Origin of the sequence: Paenibacillus sp. FSL W8-0186 (assembly GCF_037969765.1) — a bacterium.
Lineage (GTDB): Bacteria > Bacillota > Bacilli > Paenibacillales > Paenibacillaceae > Fontibacillus > Fontibacillus woosongensis.
In genome coordinates this window covers 3,079,282-3,104,995 of record NZ_CP150207.1, presented here as the reverse complement: position 1 = coordinate 3,104,995, position 25,714 = coordinate 3,079,282, and the positions used below count along the sequence as shown (strand labels likewise).

At 46.2% G+C, this 25,714-nt stretch carries 23 protein-coding genes; 18 read left to right on the top strand and 5 right to left on the bottom strand.

Going from position 1 to position 25,714, the window contains the following annotated elements:
* Positions 1–175: 175 nt before the first annotated feature.
* Entirely contained in the window at positions 176–3,967 is a 3,792-nt protein-coding gene (locus tag MKX50_RS13975; protein ID WP_339157229.1) for a chitobiase/beta-hexosaminidase C-terminal domain-containing protein, read from the top strand.
* 353 nt (positions 3,968–4,320) lie between these two features.
* Here MKX50_RS13975 and MKX50_RS13970 read toward each other — a convergent pair whose 3' ends face one another.
* Complete coding sequence (locus tag MKX50_RS13970; protein ID WP_213592086.1) at positions 4,321–4,905, bottom strand: hypothetical protein; 585 nt, start codon at positions 4,903–4,905, stop codon at positions 4,321–4,323.
* Between the two features lie 645 nt (positions 4,906–5,550).
* Here MKX50_RS13970 and MKX50_RS13965 point away from each other — a divergent pair.
* The 15 genes from MKX50_RS13965 (at position 5,551) to MKX50_RS13895 (ending at position 20,166) form a co-directional block, all read left to right on the top strand.
* The gene (locus tag MKX50_RS13965; RefSeq protein WP_213592088.1) at positions 5,551–5,973 is read left to right on the top strand and encodes a hypothetical protein; all 423 of its coding nucleotides are present in this window, start codon (positions 5,551–5,553) and stop codon (positions 5,971–5,973) included.
* Positions 5,974–6,500: 527 nt separating this feature from the next.
* On the top strand, positions 6,501–7,169 hold the full coding sequence (locus tag MKX50_RS13960; protein ID WP_213592090.1) for a hypothetical protein: 669 nt from the start codon (positions 6,501–6,503) through the stop codon (positions 7,167–7,169).
* Positions 7,166–8,593 (top strand): contractile injection system protein, VgrG/Pvc8 family, encoded by a 1,428-nt coding sequence (locus MKX50_RS13955; RefSeq protein ID WP_339157228.1) that lies wholly within the window; start codon positions 7,166–7,168, stop codon positions 8,591–8,593. Before MKX50_RS13960 ends, MKX50_RS13955 begins: the two co-directional genes overlap by 4 nt.
* Positions 8,594–8,637: 44 nt before the next feature.
* Complete coding sequence (locus tag MKX50_RS13950) at positions 8,638–9,861, top strand: pentapeptide repeat-containing protein (protein ID WP_213592094.1); 1,224 nt, start codon at positions 8,638–8,640, stop codon at positions 9,859–9,861.
* Positions 9,851–10,414 carry a serine protease gene (locus MKX50_RS13945; RefSeq protein WP_213592096.1) on the top strand — a complete coding sequence of 188 codons (564 nt, stop codon included), beginning with the start codon at positions 9,851–9,853 and terminating at the stop codon, positions 10,412–10,414. Before MKX50_RS13950 ends, MKX50_RS13945 begins: the two co-directional genes overlap by 11 nt.
* Positions 10,415–10,452: 38 nt before the next feature.
* Positions 10,453–10,893: a DUF4280 domain-containing protein gene (locus MKX50_RS13940; RefSeq protein WP_213592098.1), complete on the top strand. Its 441-nt coding sequence runs from the start codon at positions 10,453–10,455 to the stop codon at positions 10,891–10,893.
* An 84-nt stretch (positions 10,894–10,977) separates the two neighbouring features.
* Positions 10,978–13,707 carry a contractile injection system protein, VgrG/Pvc8 family gene (locus tag MKX50_RS13935; protein ID WP_339157227.1) on the top strand — a complete coding sequence of 910 codons (2,730 nt, stop codon included), beginning with the start codon at positions 10,978–10,980 and terminating at the stop codon, positions 13,705–13,707.
* A gap of 35 nt (positions 13,708–13,742) precedes the next feature.
* Complete coding sequence (locus tag MKX50_RS13930; protein ID WP_155612760.1) at positions 13,743–14,084, top strand: hypothetical protein; 342 nt, start codon at positions 13,743–13,745, stop codon at positions 14,082–14,084.
* 438 nt (positions 14,085–14,522) lie between these two features.
* Entirely contained in the window at positions 14,523–15,272 is a 750-nt protein-coding gene (locus tag MKX50_RS13925; RefSeq protein WP_244996561.1) for a hypothetical protein, read from the top strand.
* Positions 15,273–15,297: 25 nt separating this feature from the next.
* Positions 15,298–16,011, top strand: a complete 714-nt coding sequence (locus tag MKX50_RS13920) for a pentapeptide repeat-containing protein (RefSeq protein ID WP_213592104.1) — start codon at positions 15,298–15,300, stop codon at positions 16,009–16,011.
* A 377-nt stretch (positions 16,012–16,388) separates the two neighbouring features.
* Positions 16,389–17,183, top strand: coding sequence for an Imm47 family immunity protein (gene imm47, locus MKX50_RS13915; protein WP_339157226.1), 795 nt, complete (start codon positions 16,389–16,391; stop codon positions 17,181–17,183).
* A gap of 437 nt (positions 17,184–17,620) precedes the next feature.
* On the top strand, positions 17,621–17,767 hold the full coding sequence (locus MKX50_RS13910) for a hypothetical protein (RefSeq protein WP_155612757.1): 147 nt from the start codon (positions 17,621–17,623) through the stop codon (positions 17,765–17,767).
* A 457-nt stretch (positions 17,768–18,224) separates the two neighbouring features.
* On the top strand, positions 18,225–18,815 hold the full coding sequence (locus tag MKX50_RS13905) for a hypothetical protein (protein WP_230873933.1): 591 nt from the start codon (positions 18,225–18,227) through the stop codon (positions 18,813–18,815).
* 142 nt (positions 18,816–18,957) lie between these two features.
* A complete protein-coding gene (locus tag MKX50_RS13900) occupies positions 18,958–19,500 on the top strand; it encodes a T6SS immunity protein Tdi1 domain-containing protein (protein ID WP_155612755.1) in 543 nt (180 codons plus the stop codon).
* 393 nt (positions 19,501–19,893) lie between these two features.
* Complete coding sequence (locus tag MKX50_RS13895; RefSeq protein WP_339157225.1) at positions 19,894–20,166, top strand: DUF6809 family protein; 273 nt, start codon at positions 19,894–19,896, stop codon at positions 20,164–20,166.
* A gap of 141 nt (positions 20,167–20,307) precedes the next feature.
* Here MKX50_RS13895 and MKX50_RS13890 read toward each other — a convergent pair whose 3' ends face one another.
* From MKX50_RS13890 to MKX50_RS13875, 4 genes are all read right to left on the bottom strand, one after another.
* Complete coding sequence (locus MKX50_RS13890; protein WP_339157224.1) at positions 20,308–21,063, bottom strand: hypothetical protein; 756 nt, start codon at positions 21,061–21,063, stop codon at positions 20,308–20,310.
* A gap of 190 nt (positions 21,064–21,253) precedes the next feature.
* Positions 21,254–21,649 (bottom strand): DUF2871 domain-containing protein, encoded by a 396-nt coding sequence (locus MKX50_RS13885; RefSeq protein WP_339157223.1) that lies wholly within the window; start codon positions 21,647–21,649, stop codon positions 21,254–21,256.
* A 218-nt stretch (positions 21,650–21,867) separates the two neighbouring features.
* Positions 21,868–22,443: a carbonic anhydrase gene (locus tag MKX50_RS13880; RefSeq protein ID WP_155612751.1), complete on the bottom strand. Its 576-nt coding sequence runs from the start codon at positions 22,441–22,443 to the stop codon at positions 21,868–21,870.
* Positions 22,444–22,470: 27 nt separating this feature from the next.
* Positions 22,471–22,812, bottom strand: a complete 342-nt coding sequence (locus tag MKX50_RS13875) for an iron-sulfur cluster biosynthesis family protein (protein ID WP_339157222.1) — start codon at positions 22,810–22,812, stop codon at positions 22,471–22,473.
* Positions 22,813–22,961: 149 nt separating this feature from the next.
* Here MKX50_RS13875 and MKX50_RS13870 point away from each other — a divergent pair, with 149 nt between their 5' ends.
* Both MKX50_RS13870 and MKX50_RS13865 read left to right on the top strand, forming a co-directional pair.
* On the top strand, positions 22,962–24,482 hold the full coding sequence (locus tag MKX50_RS13870) for a carboxypeptidase M32 (protein ID WP_213592116.1): 1,521 nt from the start codon (positions 22,962–22,964) through the stop codon (positions 24,480–24,482).
* 218 nt (positions 24,483–24,700) lie between these two features.
* Complete coding sequence (locus MKX50_RS13865) at positions 24,701–25,705, top strand: ABC transporter substrate-binding protein (RefSeq protein WP_339160124.1); 1,005 nt, start codon at positions 24,701–24,703, stop codon at positions 25,703–25,705.
* Positions 25,706–25,714: the final 9 nt, after the last annotated feature.

Sequence of the window (25,714 nt, the reverse complement as noted above, 5' to 3'; positions counted from 1 at the left end):
TAAGGTGATGCAGACGAATCTTTAATCTTCATATTTATAAATGAAGGGAATGATCGTTGATGAAGCTGAAGATTTTATCCATTACCAAATGGACTTGCGAAACCGGTATCGGTTGCTTTGGAAACAATGAATTGCAGTACTCTAAATAGAATGAATTCTCATGGGAGGCCTAATTATGATTAGAAAAAAACTGTTATTACTGCTATTGAGCCTATCCTTGCTCTTTAACTTTTCTGCGATAATTACGCCGTCTGAGGCGGCTCCGGGAGACCCGGGGCGGATTGAAGCCGAGGATTTCATGGACATGAGCGGGATCGAGCTGGAAGAGAGCTCCGAAGGCGGATTTCATATCGCTTATGTGGACGGCGGGGACTGGATGGATTACAGCGTCAATGTGGAAAACGCCGGAACCTATTTAGTCGAATTTAGTGTTTCCAGCCCCTATGATGGAACCCAGCTGCAGCTCCAGAAGGCCGGACAGGTGCTGGCCACGTTAACCGTTCCGAATACGGGCGGCTGGCAGAACTGGGAGACGGTGTCGGCAAGCGTTCAGCTCCCTGCGGGCAGCCAGACGCTGAGAGTGTATGCCGTGACCAATGGCTGGAATTTGAATTGGCTGAACTTCAGCTCCAGCACCGAACAAGGAGAGGTCAGCATCCCGGTGACAGGCCCCTATGCCCAGTACTTGGAGATGGGACTTAGCCCAGCGGATTTGAATCAGGTGACCACATTAAAAACGCAAAATACGAGCGTCAATCACACCCTGAAATATAACGCGGGAACAACGGTAACCTTGGGTGTGAACTACATGGTGGAACAGAAGCAGGTGCTGTTCAAAACAACCGATCAGAACGGCAATCCGCTGCAGGGAAATCCGCTGACCTTTACGGTGCATTTAGGTTCGAGCATCCAAGTGGATATTATAGATCAGGCGGTTGTAGCGGTGCCCGTATTCACACCGAACGGGGGAACTTATGCAACGGCACAAAATGTAACGATAACGAGTGCGACCCCAGGAGCTGCCATTAAGTATACGACCGACGGTTCAACACCTACCTCAGCTTCACCAACGTATACCGGACCGATTTCCGTGACAGCTACGGCGACGGTCAAAGCGATTGCCACCAAGGCAGGTATGACCGATTCAGCGGTGGCTTCCGCGACATATACGATAGGCTCCGATTCTGGTGCAAGCAATTTGGCGCTGAATAAGCCAGCGATGGCATCCAGCAGTATCGGCGGGAATGCGGCAGACGCTGCATTTGACGGCAACAGCGGGACGCGCTGGGAGTCGGAATTCAGCGATCCCCAGTGGATTTACGTGGATCTCGGCACGAATCATACGGTGACCGGGGTCAGGCTGCATTGGGAGACAGCCAGCGCCAGGGCGTATAAAATCCAGGTCTCCACGGATGCCTCCGACTGGACGGATGCATACACCCAAGCCTACGGAACGGGAAATACCGAAGACATTACCTTTGATCCGGTAACCGCCAGATATGTACGGATGCATGGGACGGAGCGGACTACCGATTACGGCTATTCGCTGTGGGAATTCGAAGTATTTGGCCAAACGACGCCTTTGCCGCCCAAAGTATCTGCCCCTGTGTTTACTCCAGCTCCAGGCACTTACACATCAGCGCAAAGCGTGACGCTGACAAGCGCCACGGCGGGAGCGGCAATTAAATATACGACGGACGGCTCCACGCCGACCCAGGCTTCCGCAACCTATACCGGACCGATTCAGGTTCCAGTTACAACTACGATCAAAGCGATCGCTGTCAAGCCTGATATGACTGACTCGGAGGTCACAACGGGTACCTATACGATTACGGCATTTAAGGTGGTATCCCCGGTGAACGGCCAAATGGTGACGACGACCCGCACGCCGACTTTGACCTGGGAGCCCAAGGCAGGGGCGGTGAAATACGAAGTCTGGGTGAACCTGACAAGAAACGACTATGATTGGAATGCTCCAGGGAATTTGCTTGACCGCTTCACGAAGGTAGCTGAAGTGACGGGTACCCAGGTCAATGCGCCATCTCTGGTAGACCGCTGGACATATAAATGGTACGTCGTTGCCGTGGACGGAAGCGGCAATAAGAGCCAGTCCGATATTGGGCAGTTCAGCGTGTATCTTCCGTATATTGAGCAAGTGGATGACGGCGTAAATATCATTAACGGCAGCCGGGATTTGAACAAAAATGGCACCATCGAACCTTACGAGGATTGGCGCAACCCGATCTCCGTACGCTTGGACGATTTAATGTCGCGGATGACGACGGAGGAGAAAATCAATCAGCTGTTCTTCTCACCGGAATCACTCGATGGACTGAATGAGAAAGCGGGATATGTGTTCTCTTACGGCACGACCAATTTCATGACGGATGCGCAAATCAAAGTCTCGCGTACGCAGCGTCTTGGGATTCCGATTGCTTTTACCGGAGATAAAATCCATGGCTGGAAGACGGTCTTCCCGACCGGGCTTGGCCTTGCAGCTACCCGAAATCTCGACCTCGCCTGGCAGGCTGGCGACCTGCAGCGCCGCGAGCAAAAGGCTTGGGGCTTCACGGGAACGCTGTCTCCGGTCGCCGAAGTGAACACGAAGGTTCTCTATCCTCGCGTTCAGGAAGGAACGGGGGAGAATGCCGACTATTCCGCAGCGATGATGCGCGCCATGATCGCCGGCATGCAGGGCGGACCGGAGGTAAACCCGAAATCGATCATGATTACCGTCAAGCACTGGCCTAGCCAAGGTGCGGGCGGAGAGCAGACGGTAGTCTATGATAGCACAACGATCAAATGGCATATGAAGCCATGGTATGCTGCGATGGATGCGAACCCGGGAACGGTGATGCCGGGTTATGGCTCAGCCCCTTTCCTTGACCCGAACAGCGAAGGGGCGGGCGTCAGCAAGCCGACCCTGGACTATTTGCGGAATGTCATCGGCTTCCAGGGGGTAGTCATGACGGATTGGCTGGCTTCAGCCACCGACATTTCCGTACGAAGCATCCGCGCAGGCAGTGACGTCATGGGCGGAGCCGTAGCTTCGGGTACCGATTTCAATACGCTAGTCAATGCAGTAGGCATGTCGCGAATCGATGAAGCAGTGCGCAGAGTGCTGGAGCTGAAATTCAAGCTGGGTCTGTTCGAGAATCCATATGGCGATCCGGATTACCCGACGACGATCTGGCACAGCGTCGAGAGCAACAACATTGTCAATGAAGCAGCTCGTCAATCGCTGACCCTGCTCAAGAACAACGGTGTTCTTCCATTGAAGGTGAATAACGGAGATACCCTTGTCGTAGCAGGACCGCGGGCAACAAGCGATGATTTCGCGACCTACAATATTGCGAACGTGATTTGGCAGTCGATCTATCATGACAATCCTCAGGCCAAATCTTACTACCAGGGAATCAAAGACCGGGCGGGGACGGGCGTCAATGTCGTGCTGAATGATGCGGCGCAGGCGAAAGCAGCCATCGTTGTGATCGGGGAGAAAAGCTATACCCATGGCACGGAATGGCCGGATAAGCAGCCGACCATCCCTGCGGATCAAATCGCCCAGATCGACAAATTCCACAGCCGCGGCATTCCGGTCATCGCTGTCGTTGTCATGCCAAGACCTTATGTCTTGACGGACATTCTCGACAAATGCGCAGCTGTTGTCGTTGTATACCGCCCGGGGAACGGCGGAGGCACGGCGACCTCGGAGCTGCTGTTCGGCGACTATTTGCCAACAGGAAAGCTTCCGTTCCAGCTTCCGCGCTCCGTCGACCAGATCGGAACGGATCACGTGAACAACCAGCTGGAGAAATGGGATCTGCCTTACGACCTCGGGGCAACCGAAGGCGAACGCGCCCAAATTCGCAGCTACATTAACAATAACCAGCCGGTGCCAACCGACTTTGGTGATCCTCTTTTCCCCTATGGATATGGACTGCAAAACTTTAATCCTTCACGATAAGTTAAAATTAGGACGTCGAGAATTCATTCTCGGCGTCTTCTCATTGGCAAGAAAGTAATCGATTAACGGCACGCATGACGATCGAATTTCGAATGCTATTTGGAGTTATGTATATTTAAAAGAGATAAATAAAACGGCAAATACTTATGTAAGAATTTAGAATCTTAATTGTACAGGGGATACGTGGGATTTTATCAATTACAAAATTATTGTATTCCAAAAAAATTCAAAGAGGAAATCCGGTATCAATTCTGAGTAATCTTAGTGATACTGGTTCTATTAGGTGAATATTGATAAACAACCTTATTTAGGGAAAAATAAAAAACGCCCACACTTGAGCGTTTCAATGAACATTAAAGTTGAACAGCATCAAAGTTATTTTCTGTTATCAAAGGTTTGATCTTATTGGCGATATTATTAACCTTCCAGTTAATTCTACCACCGTTAAACATTAATGTAGATATTCCGCCGAATGAATTTGAATAGTTAATGTTTAAATAATATTCAGCTTTTCCCCTTACTATCTCCCCTAGTGTTATGATTTGAGTCATTTCTATATCTGTTTTTACTTCTACCGCTCTAATCTGATGAATTGCCAGATTAAATGTTGTGCCGCCACCTACAACAGTAAGGTTGTCTTTGGTTAAATAAAGATCACAATACGTATATTGGGTAATCGGAAGACCTGCAACATGGTGAAGTTTCGTTGATACAATAAGACCCAGTTTCTTTAATTCCATTTTCTTTGCTTGTCTAGCAAGAACTGCTTTTGATTTTCCCTTTACAAGAAGCCCGCCCACAAAAAAAACAACCGCAATAATGATAAAAAAACCGCCGTCTTCAAGTTCGGGAATCAACACATCAAGCATAAATAATATGAAGAATATAGCAGCAATAATAAATAATATCGTTGCACTAATAACTCTAAGAGCTTTCATCTTTCTTCTCCCCCAGCAGGTAATATTACCCATAATATTAACATAATTTACGGGAGTATATTACTATTGATTTATTTTTCTAGATGTACATTGGAATCATATTGGGAATCATGGGCTTTTTGATGAAATTTATGTTCATGAATTAGAGAAAGATTGATTATTGAGAGGAATACCAGGCTTGACTGTTGAGGTTATTCGTAGAGATGACGAATCTTCCTAACTTTCATCCAAGGAAGGCTAACATCCTTTCGAACGTCTTTTGGCAGTCGATCTACCATGACAATCCTCAGGCCAAATCTTACCATCAAGGCATTTGGGAATCCGCTATATTCCCTTACGGCTACGGCTTGCAGAACTTTAACCCTTCACCATAAGCGGAGAGGGGATAGGCCGACTAAGGGAGATAAACACCATAGATTGAGGTAAAACATCATTCATGAGGATAGAACGCAACAGTTGGAGGTAAAGCTCGATTAGTAAAAGTAAAGCAATAGCGTAGAGTTAGTTGAATCCTATTCATTGATGGAGCAAGGCTTCACCGTAGGCGAAGACGCCGAGATTTTGATCTCGGTGTCTTCTTTTTGGCGGATTGATGATACAATATGTACGACTTGACGTATTTTGGAAAAAAGGAGATTGCCTGAATTGAGAATGCAAACGGGGAAATCAGCGCGTATTTTTAAGGCGGGGCTCGTCATTGTACTGCTCATGATCATTTCTGGATTGCTCGGCTCAAACGACAGGAAAGACCAGGATGTCTTCGGTCCGTATTTGTCGCAGGACAACTACGCCTTTTCGCTGCTGATCCTGGCGGAGGAGACCGACTATACCAACCAAACTTACATACTCAATGAGATGATAGGTGCGTATCCGGGCTATTTTAGCCAAGCAGGTGTATTGACCATAGACTCGGGTGAGGGCAAGCAAATTCGCGATGAAGTGGACATCCGCCAAATTCCGGCCTATATTCTGCTGGATGATACCCAGGTTACCCTTGTCGAACATAATCTGGAGGCATTTAGAAGCGAATCTACGCAAATGATAGAAGAGAGGCGGCTTTCCCGCTAACCGTAACAGGACACGATCGGCTTAGTCTGAGGCTAAGAGGTCGTGTTTTTTTTGCTCGGGTGCACGCTGACTATCTGCTTATGGACCCTGGTTCCACTATTTCCGAAAAAAGCCATAACAAGCGAGACTAACGGACCGTAGTTCCGCTATTCCATCATATGGGGCTGGAAGCAGGTGCTTTTTGAGCAAATAAGTTCATCTGTGTCCGCTAGCTCGTGAAAAAAGGAGAAATGGTGCAAATAGCGCATCTGGTGTCCGTTCCCGAGAGCAGACCGACGGTGATTCGCCCATCACTTCCCATCAAATCCTATCAAATCCTATCAAATCCTATCGACTCCCTATCAAGAGACTATTTGCAGCTGTAACTGCGGTAGTCTCTTTGTCTATTTCAGAGAGAGCCGATAGAGCATCGGGCGAATGTTATCCAAAATACAATCTTTTAAGGGAAAATATTCAAATAAATAACGATTTCTTCCGATAACAATAGAAAGTCTCAAAATTTTCAAATTCGGAAGGAGCGAAGATTTGTGAAGCATTTGGATGAAACGATGATCGCCATGCTGCAGAGGCAGCAAGCCCAGCAGACGCAGGAGAATGCGGCGGCCGGGAAGACGTGGCAGGATTTTGCCGAGGTGAAGCTGGATCAGCCGTTTGTACAGGTAGGGCGGGAGACGCTGTCTTTTCAGCGGTACGCTTTGTTCGAGGATCAGTTGTCTTTGGTGATGCCCAGCATGTTCAAGCCGATGACCTCGCAAATGGCAGCTTTGAAGTACCCGTCAGAGCGCAGACCCCAGCTGATCTACACCAACGCGCTTAGCACGATTAATGTCGCCTTCAATCATACTGCAACTCCGGTGCGGGGCAGGGAGATTGAGGAATTCACGCAAGGCATCACGCAGATTCTCCGCCGAACGCAAAAAATTCTCAAATGGTACGGAGACGGCGTAGTTCAGTCGCCTAATGCAGCCGTCGGTTATTGCGAGTTCGTCACGCCGGTGATGAATGGAAGCATTTATAACTTCATGTTTTTCCTTTCGCTCGAGGGCCGGGCGCTCATGTGCACCTTCAATTGTCTGGATCAAGAGATGAACGATTGGAGGCCGGTAGCTAAGAGCATCATGGCATCGCTGCGTATGACGGACAAAGATGCACCTTCTGACCTCAGGGAATCGGGACAGGGAGGTGCGGAAGTATGACAGAGGCAGCTCTTACTTACGACAGTCTGGTCGTCAGCCCGTTTGAGCTGGTGAATTTGCTCGAGCTGACGATTGCGAAGAAAGTGAATGATCACGCTTGTTTGAAATTCACGGGCATTGTGTCTGAGGAGGTAAAGGACAGCTATGTGCTCATGTGCGATGCCAGAACCACCGTAAAGATCAGCCAGCGCAACGAGCAGGGCACACTGTCCCCGCTGTTCTGCGGCATCGTGCGGAACATTGCCGTGAAGGCCGTCCGGGGCGTATATCATTTGGAAGTCGAAGCGGTGTCGCATACCTTTGAGCTGGATGTGAAAAAAAGAAGCCGTTCCTTCCAGAATAAAAATATGACGTATCCCGACCTGCTGAATGTGGTCAAAGCGCCTTACCCGGGCATTGACATTATCGACGAGGCGACCGGAGGCGGGGCAATCGGGCGGTTCACGATGCAGTACCTGGAGACGGATTGGCAGTTCCTGACCCGGCTGGCCTCGCGGCTGCGCACCGTGCTGATTCCTTCGGTCGTCTTTGACGAGCCTAAATTCTTCTTCGGCTTGCCGGATGGCAGCATCAAAGGAGCGATTAAGGAGAGCCACTATCAAATCACGAAGCGGATGGACCCGTATCGCCATACGACGCAGAACACAAGCGCCAAGGTCCAGGAGAACGACTATATCTATTACGAAGTAGAGTCGGAGCGGGTGTTCCAGCTTGGGGATACTGTCCAGTTCAAAGGGTCCTTGCTGTATGTCATTGAGGCATGGACCGAAATGAAGCAAGGTCAGCTGACCCACCGCTATACTTTAAGCTCCCGGGAGGGGCTGCGGCCGAATCCTTTTTACAATGATCAAATTATCGGCGTCTCCATTCAGGGACAAGTCATTGCCGTACAGAAGGACACGGTCAAAGTTCACCTCGCCATCGACGATGTCCAGCAGGCCAGCGATGCGCATTGCTTTCCGTATGCCTCGGTATATACGGCCGAGGGGAACAGCGGCTGGTATTGCATGCCTGAGGTCGGCGACCATGTGCGCGTCTATTTTCCCGGCAACCGGGAGGAGGAGGGCGTGGCCAGCAGCTCGGTGCGGCAAAATTCCGACGAAGGCGAGACGAACAAGCTGGGCAACCCCGATCACAAATATTTCCGGACAGCCGCTGGCAAGGAGCTGATGATGACGCCGGAGGAAGTGGTCATTACAGGAAAGGACGGCGAGATATTTATCCGCCTGAGCGAGAGCGGCGGCATCGAAATATCCAGCAGCAAGGAAATCAAGCTGGTTGCGAAGGAGGACATTCTGATGAATGCCGAGCAGAATATTACGATTTCCGCCAAGGAGAAAATTACGCTGACGAGCAACGAGACGAGCACCATCGAAATGGACGGCCGCACGGTGATTTCGGGACTGGAGCTGAAGACGAACTAATCCTGGTTCTCCGGTTCAGGAAGGACAAGAAAGGAGCGATCAAGTTGAGGAATGAAAGTGCGCTGGCTCATTTTCGCGACGAGGTGATTCGTCCGCAGCGGCAGATCATGCTCGAGCAGCTGGAACAGACTTATCAAGGCTGGCGTCCGGAGCTGATCAGGGAGTTCATCGCTTCGTTTCGGGCCTGGTGCCGGCAGCTGCTGGAGCTTCAGGCTGCGGGGAAGAAGGAACGGATCGGCTATTTGACCTATTCGATGCTGCGGACGGCGATGCAAAACGGAAAGATGACGTATTTAGGGGAGGCGCAGGACGAGAACTGGTTTATGGATCCCCAGCCCGTCAGATGCAGCTATGAGGCCAAATGGGCTTACTTGCCGCTGGAGAAGTGGAAGGAAGCGGTCATGTCCAGACGGCGGGAATATGCGGGACAGATCAGCGAGATGGATGTGGAGATGGAAATGCAGCATGAAGCCGCCTATGTTCATGGCTATGTCGTTGCGTTAATTCGCCAGGCGATGCCTGAAGCTGTGCGGCTGGAGGAATTCATCCAGCTTGATAAGGAGGCGGTGGTTGAAATCCGCGTAGGCGAGTATTTGGATCACAGCGAGGTCGTCTATAAGCTGGACGAGCGGAATTTGGACAGCGCAGAGGTGAAGGAATGGCTTGAGGCGGGAAAAGAGGCCGAATACGCTTACGAGGTATACCGCAAGCTGGATTTGGCTGACGGGGATTACAGCGCATTGGATTTTCGCTACGCACGGTTCGAGGATACGCGGTTGAAGGACAGCCAGCTGGCGGAATGCATGCTGGTCGGCACGCGCTTTGAGAGATGCATGCTTGCAGGCGCGAACTTCTCAGGATCTTTCTTGCATGAAGCCAGCTTTGAGTATTGCGGCCTGCAAGGGGCGGATTTCAGATTCGTTGAAGGGATGAGCGGTACGGCAGGCACGGAGGAATGGGACATTCCCGGGTTCATTGGCGTGAATTTTGCCGGGGCGGATTTATCCGAGGCCGATTTCACGAGTGCGAATCTGCGCGGTGCCCGGTTTATCGGCGCGAATCTGACTGGTGCTAGCTTTATTGGAGCCAATGTTCAGGGTGCTGATTTTACGAATGCGGTATTAACGGACGCTGATTTTACCGGTGCCAACCTGGACGGAGCGCTCATCGATGAGAGCATTGCCGGTACCAGTACCCAGGCTGCGCGGCGAGCCTTGCTTGCTTATTTCACCGAAGCCGAGAGAGAGGTGAATCTCGATGGAGCTTGATTTGTTCAAGCTGAGCGTGGACGAGCGTGTGCATGACCCGGCTGTTCCTGTGGGTGTTTTTGCGGAGATCACCAAAGAAATGCTGACGGAGGAAGGCTGTCATGCGCTCCATGAAGTCAGCTTGCAATTTGCGATCCAGGACGCCGAGCGGGTGCAATACCCGGATTATTTGGAGCATCCGCTGCCCTTGTTATCGACCCGGCTGAAGCTATTAGTCGAGAAATTCTGTCCGCGGATGAAGTTCTTCGCGGTGCGTTTGCTGGATCTTCGGCGCAAGCATAGCGAGACCTATTGGCTGATGATCCCGCCGCGGGTTGGCTGTTTGTCTGCGGAGAGCGAGTTTCGGCCGGATGGGGCGCTTCGTCGTCTCGTGGTAGAGGGAGAACAGCTAAATTCATGGATGCTGTTCCAAGTGGCCGGTATTGCGGAGACACAGATTTTGGTTCATCTGGCGCTGGCGGAAAGCCTATTGCGCAGAGATTTTGACGGAATCCGGTTAACGCGCGTTGAGCGGACGGGGACTGGAAGCAGCGAAGCTGCTTACGGCAGTTGAGAAAGTTGAGTGAACCCGAGCGAGGAGGTTGTTCGAAGATGGAAATTGTCGGTGCATATTCCACCAATGAAACAGCAGGCGAAGAACAGAAAAGCTATGTCGTGGCCGGTGCAATCTTAAGCTGCAGCTGCGGAACGCAATTGAACCGGCTGAAGACACCGCTGTGTCATGGCGTGCATTTGAAGGAGAAGGCGCAAATGAATGTTGCGGATTATGAGCCTATGGTGAATATCATCCCTTTTGGCAACTGCTTCAGCATGCTGAATCCGGCGGTGCAGAACGGGGAGATGGATATCGAAGGTTTGCAAAAAGCGCCTTGCGTTCCCGTCATTGCAGAGAAATGGGCCGGGGGTAAAGAGGATGTTCTGATTGAAGGAGAGCCAGCGCTGCTCAGCGACTGCACGACCTTTTGCATCCACGGCGGACTTATTCAGATTGAGGACGACGGCCAGGAACTCGATGGAACGTCGGTGGGGTGAGTCAGGTAGGAAAAGGAACGGATTTATTTTGGAAAATGAATACCAGCTGTACGAATCATTTAGCGACAGACAGGAGGTAATGATGTGCAAGCAGAGTCGACACAGGCAGCAGCAGGATATGGCCAAGTGCGGCTCGTGTGGCCTTACCGCATACAACAAATTAGCGAGCTGCGACTAGAGCGGAACGTAGGTGAGCACGCCAGGCTGTGGTTAACCGGGATTGTGCCGGAGGAAGACAAGGATCGTTATATTCAAGAGGCTAGAAGTCAGGACCCGATCGCGTTGGAAGAAACGGACGAGCAGGGAAAGACCAAGCGTACTCTGTTCCAGGGGATTCTGGACACGATCGCGGTTCGCGTTGTGCGGGGCATATACTATGTCGAGTTGACGGCTGTTTCCTGCTCAGCCCTGATGGATGTTCAAGCCAGAACCCGTTCTTACCAAAATCGGGAGATGAAATGCAGCGAATTAGTAGAGTCGGTCCTAGCGGCTTACCCTGGATCGGATTTTATCGATAACGCCATGAGCCATCAGCGTATCGGCCAGTTTACACTGCAGTATAAAGAGACCGACTGGCAATTTCTGAAGAGGGTAGCTTCGCGGTTTGGGGCTGTCGTCATTGCGGAATCTGCGGCAGCGTCTCCGAAGCTGTGGATGGGGCTCCCTCTGGGCCGGCTTCATCCGCTGCCGGAAGATACCCCTTATACAATTCAGCGTGATTTAAGTGCTCTGGAGGAGGCGCGTGGTGACGGAGCTGCGGATTTGCATCCATATGATTTTACCCGCTATGCGGTAGACCTGGTGAACTGGTATCCGCTAGGCGATATCCTGGCATTCGCGGGACAGGAGCTGGTCATCTTCTCTGCGGTCACGCGATTTACAGGAGGAGAGCTGCGGCATCAATACATACTTAGCCCGGAGAGAGGCATCCGGCAGAACAAAATTCTCAATACGCCGCTGGCGGGAGCCTCGCTGGAAGGGAAAATCATCGATGTCCAGAAGGACCAGGTACGCGTCCATATGGATGTGGACGGGAAGCAGGCGAAGGAGGAAGCAAGCTGGCTGCCCTATTCTTCGATTTATACCGCCGAGGGCAATAGCGGTTTCTACTGCATGCCGCAGCAGGGAGATTCGGTGCAGGTGTATTTTCCAAGCCCGCGGGAGGAAGAAGCGATCGCGATGAGCTCGATCCGCCGAGGGGGCCAGCTTTCGCCGAAGATGGAAGACCCCAGCGTCAAGTATTGGGGAACCAATTACGGCAAAGAAATGAAGTTCGGAGGCAGCGAGCTAACGCTAACCGCCACGGAAGGAAGCCTGTTTATCTCCTTGGAGGACGAAGCGGGCGTGCTGATTCAGAGCGACTCTGGAATAATCATGGCGAGCAAGAAGGATTTGGAGCTTGCTTCGGAGAAGGAAATAAAGATCGAAGCGGAGACAGCGATCTATCTGGTGTGCGGTGACAGCAGCATCGTCATGGACGGGGATACGGACATCCAGGGAACGGAAATCGTTCTGGAGGGGCTGCAGAAGTGCCCGGTATACGTCGAAGATCTGGAGCCGGAACCGGAGGCGCCTTTTGTATCCGAAGTAGAGCCGCCTGAGAAGAAGAAGAGCTTCTGGGAGAAAGCACTGGATGTGGTTCAGGTCGGTCTGGATGTCGCGGGGCTGATCCCGGGGCTAGGAGAGATCGCCGACCTCGTGAATGCAGGGATCTATCTGGCTCGCGGCGACTATGCGAATGCGGCATTGTCTGCAGCGGCGGCCATTCCATTTGCCGGATGGGCGGCGACTGGGGCGAAGTTCGTCAAGCGCGGCGTCGAAGCGTTCAAGACTGGGCAGAAGCTGATGAAGGGCGTAGACCGGGCGGTGGACGCCTTCCAGGCGGTGAAGAAGACGGCCAGCATGGCGCCGAACGCGATGAGGCAGGACCTCGGCAAGGTATGGACGTCAGCCCGGAAGCTGGGCAACAACCTGGGGCTGGGCGAACAGCTCGGGAAGATCAAAAATGCCATGCAGCGCTTGTCAGTCAGCCATCCAAGGCTCGCCCACGCCGTAAGCACATCGGCTAGCGTCAGCCAGCACGTCGCCATGCAATATACCCGCAGCTTGGCGATAGAAGCCGCTATGGAAGCAGGCGGCCGGATCGAATTCATCGGCGACTTCATCGAGCAGATCGGCGGAGACAAGATGCGTGCCGCGCTCACCTGGGTATCTATCGCTACGAACAAGGGGCGGGGGAAGGGCACTACTGGCCTTAACCGCAATCTTGGCTTTACCAGTGGGGGTAATGGTGGCTTTGGGAAGCGTGGGGGAAGTAATGGGGGGACGAACAATCTAATTGACGAAAGGGCAAAAAAGGCAGGACTTGATTTAACGCCTAAATCTAGTCCGTATACGCAATTAGGATCTAAAACAAAAAAGAAATTAGAAGATAAGGTAAACAACCGTACTATAACTAAAGAAGAATGGAAAAGGCTTGAATGGAATAAGCGGCTTGCGAGTCGAAGGGATGCAGGTGTTAAGGAATTTTGGCAACAAGAGAAGAGAAGGATTAAAATGGGGGAAGCGACAACCAGAAATTGGTCCCAGGAACAAAGAGAAGCAATATTAAGCAATAAAGTTCCTACTTTTGGAGGAAAGCCAATTACTGGACATCATGCCTACAGTGTTTCAAAGTATCCTCACCTTGCAAATAGAGGAGAGATTATTTATCCTGCTACAGTAAGGGAACATTTTACTCGTTGGCATGGGAATTCATATAGAAGAAGTCTACCCGGTAAACCCTATAATCCTTCATTCCCAGAGGAATTTTAATTTCGGATTTAAAAGATATAGAAGGAGGAACTCAATTGACAAGAATATTTATGACACTGCAATCTATAAGTAATAGTAATTTGCTAATGATAATTAAGAAACATACAGGTTTGGGTATATCAGAAATTAGGGACCGTATTAGTAATGACAAACCCCTTATGGAAGTTAATTTCGTTAATAATGTTGAGATGGAAAAAATGAAAGATATTGTCGAAGATCTAATTAAATATAATGCGAATTTTAAACTTTTTGAACAGGATGAAGACTACAAAGAGGAGTTACCTCTTGAACATTTTATGAACAGTTTTGAAATGTCACGACAAATAGCAGAAGATAGAGAGAGAATGGATGATATTTTAATTGAGGAAGACGAATAAAAGAAAATTAGGAAAGAAGCCAAATGCTGACTTAGCCTCATTAATATAATAATAAACATAATCCATGTAATATCCGGTGAACAGTTTTTCTTTTAGTAATTAATTACATCAGATGTTAGTCTTATTCCGTAGTAATGTATTTTCCTTAAATTGAGCAGGTCAATTATGGCTGTAGATCACCATGATTGATCTGTTTTTGTTATCTTCGTAATCATAAGATGATTAATTCATCAAAGGTGCCACTGTCCAACTATTTAGAGTAAGTATTATTACCGCTTTATGTAATTTAGCTCAATGATGTTTTCGGAATATTTGGTAACACCCAGTTAACGATACAGTTTATGTGCGTTTAGATTATTTAGGATGGTAGAAGTTGTAATATGCAAAGGAGTGAAGAAGTTGGCAGAAAAATTAGTACCGACTTTGTTCGGAATATCAATGTACCCAACCGTCTCATTAGATAGTGAGGAGTTAATAAATCAATACCTGGATGTATTTGAATCGGATGAGAAATTTGTACCAATAGAGTGGGGAGACAGTGAACTAATAAAATTAGATTATTGTCGAACTGAAGCTATAAAAAGGGTAAGCGATGGAAAAGTATCAGAACTCTACCTTCATCGAAATAAATCTATTAAATACACGGGTTATGTAGATGTACAAGCTGATCCAAGATCATATCTCAGTTTAAAGTTTGATAAAACTATGTCCCGGAAATATTGGTCACAATTTTTTGAATTATCTAATCAATTGGCCAATATTGTAAGACCTCGTTTCGGGAGCACACATATATTTTGGCCAGCAAAATACCCATGGAATAATGAACGAGAGCGTGATCTTGTATGGATGAATATAAGCGCGCAGCCTATACCCGTTAGATTTCTTCCTAATGGTCCGCTGGGCTTAGGTATGCGAACATATTTTGGAGGTCACGTTTTAGAAATGTTGGGTAGAGATTTTTTAAAACGAACACCAGCAATAGTCACGGAATTAGAATGGGGTGGTATTTGTATAGATTTATTGGAAGAACCATGGGAAGCAGATGTCGAAGAAGTATTGGATATCTGGCTTAAGGTGATGGATTATTTCTGCAGCTCCAAAGCGTTTGCAATTCCAAGTTTTGATGAAGATCGGATGGGTGTATCATTCAGTCCTAATCAAGCATGGGAAGATTATTTAAAAAGTTAATTTATACAAAAGGTAGGTGTCATATATGGAGGAGCATTCGAATGAAATAGATAAAATAATGGGACTCATTAATCAAGCTAGAATAGATGAGGAAATATTAGATTATATAGAAATGGGCGGTCTTGATCTCTCATTTACAGACTTATCCAGTCTTAAAGCGGATCGCATCATGGCTCATAAAACAAATTTTAGAGCAGCAACCATGTTAAATGTTTCATTTCGCGATTGTGAATTTGATAAGGCCAATCTTGAAAGCTGTAATTTGGAAGAAGCGGATATAGCGGACTGTGTCTTCAGTGAGGCGAATCTTCGTAAAGCACAGATGAAACATGCAGAAATCCGGATTAGTACCTGTATAGAAACTTGCTTTGATGAGGCCGAATTTTCTTATGGTAATTTATCAGGAACGACTCTTATTGAGGCTACATTCAGGAATGCGAATCTAACAGGTATAAGTGCAGTAGAAGCGTTCTTTGATAAAGCTATCTTTAATGGTGCAAATCTCTTAGATGGAGACTTTTCGGGATCTGACTTTATTGACGCTGATTTATCTGATGTTCAAGCTATGAAAGCGAATTTTACTGATGCAAACTTGTCAGGTGCAAATTTAACTAATGGTAATTTTCACGATGCTGACTTCACTAATGCAGACCTGAATGGTGTTATTTGGAAGGGCGCTAACATAGAAGGAGCCAAATTTGATAATGGTTTTAGGGAAATCATTTTAAAACAAATATGATTAAGTTTTCATTTCGGCGGTCATCTAGATTATATAGATGGCCGCTTTTTATATTTGGATTTCCAACTTAACTTACGAGATAGAACAGAATATCCGATAAAGTATATGGGGAATTTGGAAGATTTTAATCATTGAAGCCTAATTTCCCAATTGACAAATGATTAACCAGAGCAAGGGAGCGATTTTCTTGATTAGACATGGAGGACATTGATGAAGAGGATTATTTGCCTTGATACAAAAATATGAGCTTTAATTGCTAAAAGTTTTACTGAGTTTATACATGATTATTTGTAAATCAACAATAGAAACTATAAGTTTACGCCAAGTGATAGCCAGTTACCCGTAAAAATACAAATGAAGAGGAAATGTCAATTGAAATGAACAATTTTACAAATCTTATGAATAGCATTTGGTACGGAGAGTTTTCAGATTCTACGAGTTTACTTATTAAAGAAAACATCAAAAGTGCAAAGACGGAACAAGACATTATATTTGGACTCATAGAACTTTTTAAGTTGGGGGATTTTACACAAAAACCACTTTTATTGCAATTATTAAACCAGACTCAAGATGAGGCAGTATTAAATCTTTGTATTCGGGTATTTTGTTCAGTATGTACGCATGAAGATTTAAGAGACTCGAATAATTTTAGATTTTTAGAAGGGGCGACAGAAGATACGGTTAATACTTTTGCTTCAGCAGCAGTTACGACCTTATCTATAGATGTAGTACCCTATCTACTAGCCTTACTTGAAGATTGGGATGAAATTAATGATACTTCGATCATCATAAGGGATTCTATTGATGCATTTATTAACTTTGAAGAACAGTTAGGCAATGATGCAAGTGTGGAAGAGATTGGTCAATATTATTTGGATTACAGTAGTGGATGTGATTCAGAAATGTATTATTATGATCAGAAATTGGCTTTTCCCGGCGATCTAGCAAAAAAATTAATAGAAAGAGTTATGACTGCCGCTAACTCAGAAGAACCTTTAGAAATGGAATTAGTTCCGTCTTTATTGTCCATTTGGTCTGGAATAAAAGTTCCTGGCGATTATTGGACGGTAATAAACGCAGATAACTACAGCGATTTCATTATCTATGTCGAGACGCTATCAGAGAAAAACTGGGTAAAAGGACAAAAGTATTTTTACGGATATCAAGTTTAAATTGAGTAATTTATTATACTAATAGTGAAATAAAACTTGCTTGAGTATATGTTACTTAACCAAGGTTTATTTTTAACTCCCAAAAATGAGAGTTGTTTTTTAGAAGTTCAATTCTGCTGAGATCCGGTATTGTCCGCAGAGGTGGTAATACTGTTTGCGGACGATAGCGATCGCGGCAAAGGTTGTGAAACGTAACATCGAGGCTTTCAAGACAGGAAAGAAGCATTGACTATTCCAAAGAATATTCATCAATTAAATATCATAAAGGGGTTCGAAGATGAAGTTAATAACAGTGAATACGAAGGCTTTTTGATTTCTAAAAATAGGGCAAGCAATACAGAATGATCTAACATTTGAGAAATAGCATACATAGCCCATACCATATAAGGTTCAAATTATTCACTCTACAAATATTTAATGGAAGGATGGTAGAAAAAATGTTTGATTATTTAAAACAGTATATTTTTGATGATCCTGAAGATGATGTTGTCTGGGAGAACAAACATGCATTTTTTAGTATTGATGAAGGTGAGATAGAAGAAACTGAGGAGATTTTAGGAAGAAGATTACCGCTCGAACTATAATCCTTTTATGAAAATATAGGCTATGGATTTTTTGGTATTGGGGTAGGTAGTAAAGTAAACCGTGTAATATCAGCTATTGAAATAGCGGATTTTGTTAAAGGAATAAATGATTACGACAATGACCCTAGAAGAGAGGATTATAATGACCCTCGTAAAATGGTGTTTTTCGAGGTATCTTCCGACGACTTTATCGTAATTGATCTGGGGCAGGAAAACTTAAATGGACAGTGTCCGTTATATTATTTTGACAAAAGAATAGCTGATTCTATTGAAGATTTTATAGTGAAAATGGATCAAGATCCGAATTATTATATTAATTATTAAACCTAGCAAACAAGAAAATACATCACCAACAAAACCTAAAGGAGAAAAAATGAAGCCTGTGTCAATAAACAGTCAATTAACTATAAGGAACTTATGGAAAGGTTGTATACTTGCGTCGATAGCACATGCAATAATGGTTGCTCATTACCCTGAGCTAGCATATGAACATTCTTGGGATGGTGATAACTATAGTGTTATTGATGGTTCGGGAGGAAGAGGAACAATTACATTTAAAGCCAATTATATTGTTGGTGCTTTTCGAAATGAGAACTATACTCGAACGGATATTCCTACAGCTTTAGATTTTTTTACTGGTGCCCCTAAAGATGTTTTTGAATTGGCTATAAATGAAACTCTCGAATATCTGCTTGATGAAGATGAGGATGGCACGATTTCACCGTCAATCACTACTGCATTTTGGGGTGATAACGATTCTATTACTTCAGTTGATAATATCGTAAGAATGATACAGTGTGGTGCATATTTATTAGAAAGGCAGTTCATGGAGATTGAGTATGCAATTGAATCTTGGCGGGAGTATTATGATATGACACAGGATCAAGTAAATTTATTAAAGTCTTTATATGAAAGAAAAGTAAATAAACCTTATGGAAAAATCACTTTGTCAAAAGATGAAATTGAAATAATTGGAGCAGAAAGTCCCGAGGGTATGAGTGAGAGTATGACGTCGTTTGAAGAAATAAGGGTATACTGGGGGCGGTAAAGCCCTGAACTTTATCATCGATTCACCAGTTTATAGATAGATTAGAAACGATAAAGCTAAATAAATTAATTTATTATATATATGGTGTAGTAATAAAATTAATAATACTTATGAAATAAATTTATTAAAGGAAGAAGCGAAAATGTCAAAAATTATGGATGATTTTATTGTTGAAGAAATTGCCCCCCTAAGCGTTATTGAAAAATACAAGAATGATATACCCACGAAGGTAGTTGAAATATGGGAAGGTCACGGATTTGGTAGTATTAATAATGGATATCTCAGGGTTGTGAATCCGGACTATTTTCAAGAAATAATAAAAGATACATATAATAGGCATGAATTGGCTACTCCATTATTCACTACAGCTATGGGTGATATTTTGGTTTGGGAAGATGATTATTTATTGTCGCTTAATTATCGGAAACATGATGTAAACGTAGTTGCAAAGAATTTCAAGTTCTTTTTTACCGATATATTTGATGCTTATTACTTGGAAAATGCACTTGATTGGTCTCCTTATCCAGATGCGATAAAAAAATATGAAATACCTGCTTTTGACGAATGTTTTGGTTATGTTCCTCTTCTTGCGTTAGGAGGAGCAGAGAAAGTTGAAAATTTAAAGAGAGTGAAATTCAAGGAGCACATCTATATGATAACTGAACTCATGGGTAAAATTAAATGATCTTCAAATAAGAGGGAAGTAAATTCATCATATATTATGAACCAAGATGTTGCTGTTTAGTGAATAACCTAATATTTTTATTACATATTCATTCTTAATAATAAGCTAACTTTGAACAGGTAATTATGGTTTTATACCACCATGATTGACCTGTTATTTTTTGCCGAGATTTAAGTTTTTGTCAAAACATTAAGTAAGCATTTAATAGTTGTCCCTCCTAGAAGGGTATATAATATCGGTTATCAGTTTGGCTGCATATTATATAGTTCATTAAAGATTATCAATTCTACTTTATACGAATATCGTATATTTTGGGCTGAATGCTGGTTCGTTGTTGTAAAATATGTAATTGATGTTTAACAACCAAATTATTAGTGAAAGGATGTAACGTCAATGGATAGCATTATAGAAAAAATCTATAATGGATCGCTGCAGCCAGACGCGTACATAAATCCACAAGATCCCGAATACCGCAAGCTTACGAAGCAAACCTCTGATCTCATGGAGGAATGTCAGAAGAGATTCTCCGAAAATGACTTTAGATTCATTGAAGGCATCATCGATTTATATGGGAAGACTTACTCTATGCATTCCACAGCGTCATTTGTCCATGGCTTTAAAATCGGCGCAATGATGATGATCGAAGTATTGGATGAAAAGGGCTAAAGGGCTGACGAAACAGCCCTGGAGAGTCACTTGCTGAGAGACCTGCTTGTAATTAAACAGGCTTTTTATATGTAAATCGATGCCTGGAGTGCATTCCGCACTCTATGTTCAATCCATAATAATGGTTAGTGAATCCTTGCTTTAAAATATACCCTCTTTGATACAAGTAGGTTTACATGCCCCACATGAGGTGCATTTTCCCCAAGTACAAAAGAAACAAGTCTTATTTCGATCAACCGTGCCTGATTTACATTTCCAACAATAAATCGGAATAGGTTTCCGATTTCTTTGTTGCTCCATTAGTTTTTCTCTGTGTTGTAAAATCCGGGGATATAACTCTCCTCTTTTATTCAATTCTGATAATTGTAGGAGGTTTTCATCCCTTGCACTATTTGATATTTCTGAATCAAGTAACCCTTGGAGAAATCTTTGGTAATACTGAGCTGTTGTTTCAGACTTCCCAAAGAAACCACTAACTAGGGAAGGGCCGGCGCCATTATCAATAGCAAAGAGGCATCTTTGTAAAATGGTATAGAAGCTGCGTGAATGTATGAGCATCTCATCTTTTCGAGCGGCAATATTACGTTTTTTCTGCTCTCTTTCCTCTTGCCATTTTTGAGAGAGCTGCTTCAATTTTTCTTCGTCCTCTTTTAACTGATCTGCAGTTTTATGGATCAGCTCGAATTCAAAACCATAGGTTGTAACTAATTTTTCAGTAGCAACAATTTTTGCAAGGGGAGCCTCATAAGGCCGATGAATATACCCTATGTATGCCGAATCATAATAAACATCGGTTCCAATATGATCTTGACTTGGTCTTAATTCGACGATCATTCCTTTTTTTAAAGATCTAGCGACACGCACATCTTGTCCAACTTTTTTATCCAGTTTTATCATGTGAAGTGAAGTCTCCTACATCCTTATTCTCGTAGAAATCATAATGTTATCGTATCACTAGCACTTCATAGTTAAAAGAGAGAAATCGATCTACTTTGTTCAGTCTTCAGTTATAACGCAGATGTTTGGGACTTTTGAATATAAATCCAAAAACAAGCGGCTGCTGATTCAGCAACCGCTTGTTCCAAATCTATTGAATTCTCTTCCGCAACAGGAGCAGCAGCCAGATGATGCCTGCGGCCAGAATCGTGTGGCCGAGTCCGGCGATGTGCGGCAGGAAGCTGATGTCGGTGCCGTTGATTTGCAGCATGCCGCGAACTGCCATGGCGGCGATGGAAATAATAAGCCCGAGGTTGTACACGATATACCAGGCTCCGAATGATTTTGCTTCATGCACCTGGAACAGCTTGGCCAGGATCAGGGCGACGGTGAAGAAGAGGAAGCCCAGCACCAAAATATGCGTATGAAGGGCCACGAGAACGGTCTGCCCGGTGAAGTCGCTATGCTTGGTGATTTCGCGATAGGCTACGCCGGCAAGCAGGCCGAGAATGGCGTAGAAGAAGGACGTATAATACAATTTTTTCATGATGAAGTCTCCTTTAAAAGTAGTTCGTTCTAACTTTACGGAGAGTATAGCACGGTTAAATGAACGCAATATGAACACATTATGAAGGATTTTTAACAAAGTGATACGTTTCACATTCAAGCGAACAAGAAAATAAGCCGCCGGTTCGAGGCCGACAGCTCATTTATAAATATGCATTAATAGGAATAATTATTCACGGTAGTTATAGAAATGCTAGATTATGAATGGCTGTTTTCTTCACTTCCGTTAACCACGATCTCCAGCTCACCGGTCGTGGAATCGATCAGCAGGCCGTGAACCGGGATGTTTGGCGGCAGCAGCGGGTGTTTTTTCACGATTTCGACGGTATGGGTGACGCCTTCTTTTTCGTTGCTGAAGCCGCGCAGCCATTTTCTCAGCTTAATTCCGGAGTTCTCCAGGGTGTTCAGCACGTCGTCGGAAATTCCGCGTTGCTTGATTTCGCCGATCATATGCTCCGAGTTCAATGAAGCCATACCGCAGCCGGTGTGACCGACGATGAATACTTCCTCCGCTTGAAGCTCATAAATGGCGACCAGCAGACTCCGCATAACGGATCCGAAAGGCTGGGAAATGACAGCGCCGGCATTTTTGATGATTTTCGCGTCGCCGTTCCGCAGGTTCATGGCTTTAGGCAGCAGCTCGACTAGCCGTGTATCCATGCAGGTGACGATGGCGATTTTCTTGTCCGGGAACTTGTCCGTGATGTACGCTTCGTATTCCTTGTCCTGGACGAATTTCTTGTTATGCTCCATGATTGTTTCAATTTGACTCATAGTTGTTACCTCCTTAATTGCTGTTATCTAATTCTGATTTGCTTCCTCACGACGATCGGCAAGACGCATATTCGCTTTGTACAGCTGGGAGACGCCTTCTAAACGGAAGGTTCTGCTGGACTGATCTCCCTGAAGGAACAATTTTTCCTCAAAAAAAATGGCTTGCTGACGGTTTATCCAAATGGGATACGAATCGCATTCCACTTTGATATCTTGCGGACCCGGCTCGCTGACGAGCTCCAGTCCCGGGATGCCGCTCATTCCGCATCCGCAGCCCTCCATGTCATAAACGAGGCGCAAATGGCCTGGCCGTTCGCCTAGCAACTCGTGAATGATGCGGTCAGCTGCGAAATCCAGAGTCAATTTCATGGGAAAGCTCCTTTACTTAGGTTGCGACTAACGAGATCATTCGTATCGGAATCATCACAAAAAACATGGTTTCAAAATTTGATTATACGGTTTGTAAAAAGTATCATCAAGAGGAGAAGTTAAATTTCTGGATAGAGGTGGGAAACAATATGAATCAGACAACCGCTTCAACATGGGAACAATTTCAAGGACTACTACACAAAATCAAAAGCTATCATGAAGCTGTAGCGCTGATGCATTGGGATCTTCGCACCGGCGCGCCGAAGAAGGGGGCACAGGGCCGTTCCGAAGCGATCGGCGTGCTGATGACGGAAGCATTCAAGCTTCAGACATCGGAGGAAATGGGAAAAATGCTCGCAGAATTGAATTCCCCGGCCGTATATAGCGAGCTTGACGAAATAAAACAGCGGATCATTACGGTCACCCAAGAGGAATACGACCGCAGCGTGAAGATTCCGCCTCATAAATATCAAGAATATACCGAGCTCACCGCTCTAGCGGAGACGCTATGGGAGGATTTCAAGGAAAACGGCGATTACGCCGGGTTCGAGCCTTATTTGGGGCAGATCGTAGAAAAGACGAGTGAATTTATCGATTATTGGGGGCCGAAGGCGACGCGTTATGATACGCTGCTCCATCTGTATGAACCGGATTTGACGGTAGAGAAGCTGGATCAAGTGTTCGGCCAGTTAAGGGATCGTCTTGTACCATTGGTGGAAGCGATCAACGGGGCATCCAGCCAGCCGCAGGCTCCTTTTATGAATCAATTGTTCGATAAGGCGCAGCAGGAGAAATTTGGCATGTTCATGCTGGAGCAAATTGGTTATGATTTCGAAGCCGGCCGCGTGGACGAGAGCGTGCATCCTTTTGAGATTACTTTAAATCAGGGAGACGTTCGGATTACGACAAGCTATATGCAGGATGACGTGACCTTTGCCTTGTTCAGCTCCCTGCATGAGGGCGGGCATGCTCTGTACGAGCAGAATGTGGATTCTGGCCTTGCGGGAACCCCGCTTGGGGAAGGGGCGTCCATGGGAATCCATGAATCCCAGTCCCGGCTGTGGGAGAACTTCATCGGCCGGAGCCGGGAGTTCTGGACACGATACTACGGCGATCTGCAGCAGCATTTTCCAGAGCAGCTAAAGGACGTTACAGTAGATGAATTTTACAAGGCGATTAACCGGGTCGAGAACTCGTTAATCCGCATCCAGGCGGATGAGTTGACCTACAACCTCCATATCATTATCCGTTATGAAATCGAGAAGCAGCTGTTCAATGAAGGCTTGTCGGTCAATGATCTGCCGAAGGTGTGGAACGAGAAGTACCAGGCTTATCTTGGGCTTACGCCGCCGAATGACAGCCTTGGCGTACTGCAGGATGTACATTGGTCCGGCGGCAGCTTCGGTTATTTCCCATCCTATGCGCTGGGCAACATGTATGCGGCGCAAATCGTGCATACGATGCGCAAACAGCTGCCGAACTTTGACGAGCTGATCGCCGAAGGGAACTTCGCCCCGATTAAGGAGTGGCTGACCGAGCAAATCTATAAATATGGAAAAAGCCAAAAACCGGCGGAAATCATCAAACGGGTCACCGGCGAGGATTTGAATCCGGATTATTTGGCCGAATATTTGGAGCAGAAGTACAAAGCGATCTACGGGCTGCAATGACCATTAGATTAATCACTAGACCAACCCTAGATCCATGGAAACAATAGAATACAGAATGGAAGCCGCATAGGCTTCAATCTCCAAACCAGGGGCCGTCGCTAAGGATATACGACATATCGTTAGCGGCGGCCTCTTTGTGCATGTCATAACCAAATCAAGGGCATTCGCATATTCTTTACTAAAGCTTCAATAAGAAAGAGGTGACGGATATGAGGGTTATGCGTTATGCCGCAGGCTGGATTGCACCGCTATTCATCTTCCTTGCGCTGCTTGGCGGCTGCGGAGGGGACGGACAGACGCATAAAGTAAGGATCGGAGAAGTGACGCGCTCTGTATTTTATGCGCCGCAGTATGTCGCTTTGGAGAAAGGTTTTTTCAAAGAGGAAGGATTGAATGTGGAGCTGCAGACGACAGCCGGGGGCGATAAGACGATGACGGCTCTATTGTCTGGTGCGATTGATGTGGCGCTGGTCGGAGCCGAAACCTCGATATATGTCTATCAGCAGGGAGCGGAAGATCCGGTGATCAACTTCGCGCAGCTGACGCAGACAGATGGCACTTTTCTAGTATCCAGGGAGCCGATGGATGATTTTGACTGGTCACAGCTCCAGGGGGCGGTATTTCTTGGGCAGCGCAAGGGCGGAATGCCGCAGATGGCTGGAGAATTCACGCTGCGCAAGCATGGCATTGATCCTCAAAGTGATTTGGAACTGATCCAGAACGTCGATTTCGCCAATATCGCTGCCGCCTACGCCTCTGGAACAGGGCAGTTTGTCCAGCTCTTCGAGCCGCAGGCCTCGATTTTCGAGCGGGAGGGCAAGGGCCATGTCATCGTATCCTTTGGTACGGAGAGCGGGCGGCTGCCTTATACCGTATTCATGACAAAGCAGAGCTACATGAAGAAAAATGACGAGATCGTCCAGAAGTTCACGAACGCGGTCCATCAGGCGCAAAAATGGGTGCAGGAGCATACGCCAGCGGAAACGGCCAAAGTGATATCGCCTTATTTCAAAGATACCGATCTGGATATTCTCGAGAGCGCTGTAAAGCGTTATCTGGAGCAGGGCTCCTATGCGGAATCGCCGGCCATCGCCGAGGAGGCATGGAATAATCTGCTGGACGTCATGGAAGGGGCGGGAGAATTAAAGGAACGGGTATCCGTGGCTGAACTGGCGGACAACAAATATGCCGAAGCTGCTGTTCAGGCATCCCCATCGCCATGAGGAGAGGAA